Annotated in this window: 3 rRNA genes; all 3 read right to left on the bottom strand. The window is 57.1% G+C overall.

Annotated features, from left to right (window positions below):
- Positions 1 to 6: 6 nt before the first annotated feature.
- Positions 7 to 123 (bottom strand): 5S ribosomal RNA (rrf, locus tag I0C86_RS38685).
- An 85-nt stretch (positions 124 to 208) separates the two neighbouring features.
- Positions 209 to 3,319, bottom strand: a 23S ribosomal RNA gene (locus tag I0C86_RS38680).
- 359 nt (positions 3,320 to 3,678) lie between these two features.
- Positions 3,679 to 5,196 (bottom strand): 16S ribosomal RNA (locus I0C86_RS38675).
- Together the 16S, 23S and 5S rRNA genes form the textbook arrangement of a ribosomal RNA operon.
- Positions 5,197 to 5,308: the final 112 nt, after the last annotated feature.

Below are 5,308 nucleotides of genomic sequence, written 5' to 3'. Positions count from 1 at the left end.
GAAGATGTCCGGCGGCGTCTTACTCTCCCACACCCTCCCGAGTGCAGTACCATCAGCGCTGGAGGGCTTAGCTTCCGGGTTCGGAATGTTACCGGGCGTTTCCCCTCCGCCATAACCGCCGTAACTCTATCAACAAATCAAACAACACCCACACCACGGGTCTGTTGTTCGTTTGCTGTGAATCACACAGTGGACGCGTAGCAGCTTTGTAGTCAAGTCCTCGGCCTATTAGTACCGGTCAACTGAACCAGTTACCTGGCTTACATCTCCGGCCTATCAACCCAGTCGTCTATCTGGGGGCCTTACCCCCTTTACAGGGGTGGGATACCTCATCTTGAAGCAGGCTTCCCGCTTAGATGCTTTCAGCGGTTATCCCTTCCGAACGTAGCCAACCAGCCATGCCCCTGGCGGGACAACTGGCACACCAGAGGTTCGTCCGTCCCGGTCCTCTCGTACTAGGGACAGCCCTTCTCAAGTATCCTACGCGCACGGCGGATAGGGACCGAACTGTCTCACGACGTTCTAAACCCAGCTCGCGTACCGCTTTAATGGGCGAACAGCCCAACCCTTGGGACCTGCTACAGCCCCAGGATGCGACGAGCCGACATCGAGGTGCCAAACCATCCCGTCGATATGGACTCTTGGGGAAGATCAGCCTGTTATCCCCGGGGTACCTTTTATCCGTTGAGCGACACCGCTTCCACACGCAAGTGCCGGATCACTAGTCCCGACTTTCGTCCCTGCTCGACCCGTCAGTCTCACAGTCAAGCTCCCTTATACACTTACACTCAACACCTGATTGCCAACCAGGCTGAGGGAACCTTTGGGCGCCTCCGTTACATTTTAGGAGGCAACCGCCCCAGTTAAACTACCCACCAGACACTGTCCCTGAACCCGATAAGGGCCCGAAGTTAGATACCCAAACCAACCAGAGTGGTATTTCAAGATTGCCTCCACCCATACTGGCGTATGGACTTCACCGGCTCCCACCTATCCTACACAAGCTAATTCAAGTACCAATGTCAAGCTATAGTAAAGGTCCCGGGGTCTTTCCGTCCTGCCGCGCGTAACGAGCATCTTTACTCGTACTGCAATTTCGCCGGGCCTGTGGTTGAGACAGTGGGGAAGTCGTTACGCCATTCGTGCAGGTCGGAACTTACCCGACAAGGAATTTCGCTACCTTAGGATGGTTATAGTTACCACCGCCGTTTACTGGCGCTTAAGTTCTCAGCTTCGCCCCGAAAGACTAACCGGTCCCCTTAACGTTCCAGCACCGGGCAGGCGTCAGTCCATATACATCGAATTACTTCTTCGCATGGACCTGTGTTTTTAGTAAACAGTCGCTTCCCCCTGCTCTCTGCGGCCATACAACGCTCCAGGAGCAAGTCCCTTCACGTCTCCGGCCCCCCTTCTCCCTAAGTTACGGGGGCAATTTGCCGAGTTCCTTAACCACAGTTCACCCGATCGCCTCGGTATTCTCTACCTGACCACCTGTGTCGGTTTGGGGTACGGGCCGCTCGGAACTCGCTAGAGGCTTTTCTCGGCAGCATAGGATCACTGACTTCACCTGAATCGGCTCGGCATCACGTCTCAGCCACATGGTGTGCGGATTTGCCTACACACCGGCCTACACGCTTACCCCGGCACAACCACCGGCCGGGCTCAGCTACCTTCCTGCGTCACCCCATCGCTTGACTACTACCCGCCAGGTTCCCACGCTCCCTCAGATCAGTCCGAAGACCTCACCAAGTTCGGGTGGTTAGCACAACGAGGTTCATCACGGGCGCTCCTACACGGGTACGGGAATATCAACCCGTTGTCCATCGACTACGCCTCTCGGCCTCGCCTTAGGTCCCGACTCACCCAGGGCGGATTAACCTGGCCCTGGAACCCTTGGTCATCCGGCGGAAGGGTTTCTCACCCTTCTTTCGCTACTCATGCCTGCATTCTCACTCGTGCCGCGTCCACAACTAGGTCACCCTGCTGCTTCACTCGCGGCACGACGCTCCCCTACCCATCCACACACCTGCACCGAAACCACAAGGATTCCAGCGAAGTTACTATGTGAATGCCACAGCTTCGGCGGTGTACTTGAGCCCCGCTACATTGTCGGCGCGGAACCACTTGACCAGTGAGCTATTACGCACTCTTTAAAGGGTGGCTGCTTCTAAGCCAACCTCCTGGTTGTCTGTGCGACCCCACATCCTTTTCCACTTAGCACACGCTTAGGGGCCTTAGCTGGTGATCTGGGCTGTTTCCCTCTCGACTACGAAGCTTATCCCCCGCAGTCTCACTGCCGCGCTCTCACTTACCGGCATTCGGAGTTTGGCTGATTTCAGTAACCTTGTAGGGCCCCTAGACCATCCAGTGCTCTACCTCCGGCAAGAAACACGCGACGCTGCACCTAAATGCATTTCGGGGAGAACCAGCTATCACGGAGTTTGATTGGCCTTTCACCCCTAACCACAGGTCATCCCCCAACTTTTCAACGTTGGTGGGTTCGGCCCTCCACGCGGTCTTACCCACGCTTCAGCCTGCCCATGGCTAGATCACTCCGCTTCGGGTCTAGAACACGCGACTACACGCCCTATTAAGACTCGCTTTCGCTACGGCTACCCCACACGGGTTAACCTCGCCACGTGCCACTAACTCGCAGGCTCATTCTTCAAAAGGCACGCCGTCACCCCTAAAGGCTCCGACGGATTGTAGGCGAACGGTTTCAGGTACTATTTCACTCCCCTCCCGGGGTACTTTTCACCATTCCCTCACGGTACTCGTCCGCTATCGGTCACTAGGAAGTATTTAGGCTTACCAGGTGGTCCTGGCAGATTCACGGCAGATTACAGGAGTCCGCCGCTACTCGGGAACACCCACAAAAGAGACCAGCCACTTTCACCTACCGGACTGTCACCGACTACGGTTGGCTTTTCCACACCATTCGGCTAGCAACTGGTTTTATAACTCTCCACACAAGTGTCAGCTCATGTCATGAGGTCCCACAACCCCGACCACGCAACCCCTGACAGGTATCACACGCAACCGGTTTAGCCTCAATCCGCTTTCGCTCGCCACTACTCACGGAATCACTGTTGTTTTCTCTTCCTGCGGGTACTGAGATGTTTCACTTCCCCGCGTTCCCTCCACACACCCTATGAATTCAGGTGCGGGTGACATCACATGACTGATGCCGGGTTACCCCATTCGGACACCCTGGGATCACAGCTTGGTTGACAGCTCCCCCAGGCCTATCGCGGCCTCCCACGTCCTTCATCGGCTCCTAGTGCCAAGGCATCCACCGTTCGCCCTTGACAACTTGACCACAAAGATGCTCGCGTCCACTGTGTAATTCTCAACAAACGACCAACCCACAACCCACGACCCCACACCAACAACCCCGAACAGGTCTGGTATGCGGGACCAGGTCATGCCTGGCAACCCAAGACAACAACCCCAACCGGTCCACAGACCGTGGTTTGTTCTCTCAGGACCCAACAGGATGCTCTACATCGGTCACCAGCCGCACCCCACCCCACCCTCCACACCCCCGAAGAGGCAGTACTAGAAGGACAGGACCGTTGCCGGTCACCAACTCGCCAGTGTCTCCGCCATCGAGCACCCCGACCCGACATACGCGGGCCGCGGGCTCCTACCCGACCTTCGCCGGGAGGTGCTCCTTAGAAAGGAGGTGATCCAGCCGCACCTTCCGGTACGGCTACCTTGTTACGACTTCGTCCCAATCGCCAGCCCCACCTTCGACCACTCCCTCCGGAAAACCGGTTAGGCCATGGGCTTCGGGTGTTGCCGACTTTCGTGACGTGACGGGCGGTGTGTACAAGGCCCGGGAACGTATTCACCGCAGCGTTGCTGATCTGCGATTACTAGCGACTCCGACTTCACGGGGTCGAGTTGCAGACCCCGATCCGAACTGAGACCGGCTTTTTGGGATTCGCTCCACCTCACGGTATCGCAGCCCATTGTACCGGCCATTGTAGCATGCGTGAAGCCCTGGACATAAGGGGCATGATGACTTGACGTCATCCCCACCTTCCTCCGAGTTGACCCCGGCAGTCTTCGATGAGTCCCCGCCATAACGCGCTGGCAACATCGAACAAGGGTTGCGCTCGTTGCGGGACTTAACCCAACATCTCACGACACGAGCTGACGACAGCCATGCACCACCTGTGACCGCCCCCGAAGGACCCCACATCTCTGCAGGTTTTGCGGCCATGTCAAACCCAGGTAAGGTTCTTCGCGTTGCATCGAATTAATCCGCATGCTCCGCCGCTTGTGCGGGCCCCCGTCAATTCCTTTGAGTTTTAGCCTTGCGGCCGTACTCCCCAGGCGGGGCGCTTAATGCGTTAGCTGCGGCACAGAGAACCGGAGAGGTCCCCCACACCTAGCGCCCAACGTTTACAGCGTGGACTACCAGGGTATCTAATCCTGTTCGCTCCCCACGCTTTCGCTCCTCAGCGTCAATATCGGCCCAGAGACCCGCCTTCGCCACCGGTGTTCCTCCTGATATCTGCGCATTTCACCGCTACACCAGGAATTCCAGTCTCCCCTACCGAATTCTAGCCTGCCCGTATCGGCTGCAAGCCCACAGTTGAGCTGTGGGTTTTCACAGTCGACGCGACAAGCCGCCTACGAGCTCTTTACGCCCAATAAATCCGGACAACGCTCGCGCCCTACGTCTTACCGCGGCTGCTGGCACGTAGTTGGCCGGCGCTTCTTCTGCAGGTACCGTCACTTGCGCTTCGTCCCTGCTGAAAGAGGTTTACAACCCGAAGGCCGTCATCCCTCACGCGGCGTCGCTGCATCAGGCTTCCGCCCATTGTGCAATATTCCCCACTGCTGCCTCCCGTAGGAGTCTGGGCCGTGTCTCAGTCCCAGTGTGGCCGGTCGCCCTCTCAGGCCGGCTACCCGTCGTCGCCTTGGTAGGCCATCACCCCACCAACAAGCTGATAGGCCGCGAGCCCATCCCAAGCCGAAAAACTTTCCACTCCCGGTCATGCGACCAAAAGTCATATTCGGTATTAGCCCCGGTTTCCCGGGGTTATCCCAAAGCCTGGGGCAGGTTACTCACGTGTTACTCACCCGTTCGCCGCTCGAGTACCCCGAAGGGCCTTTCCGCTCGACTTGCATGTGTTAAGCACGCCGCCAGCGTTCGTCCTGAGCCAGGATCAAACTCTCCAACAAAAACTTGGAAAATCAACCCGGCAACAATAAAAACACTTGCTGCCAAAACAATCATTTTGGCACTGGCTTATCAAGCACCCTGTTGAGTTCTCAAAGAACAAACACACACCGA

Source organism: Plantactinospora alkalitolerans, assembly GCF_015690345.1.
Classification (GTDB): Bacteria; Actinomycetota; Actinomycetes; order Mycobacteriales; family Micromonosporaceae; genus Plantactinospora; species Plantactinospora alkalitolerans.
The sequence above is the reverse complement of the archived record's forward strand: the minus strand, read 5'-3'. Positions and strand labels throughout refer to the sequence as shown.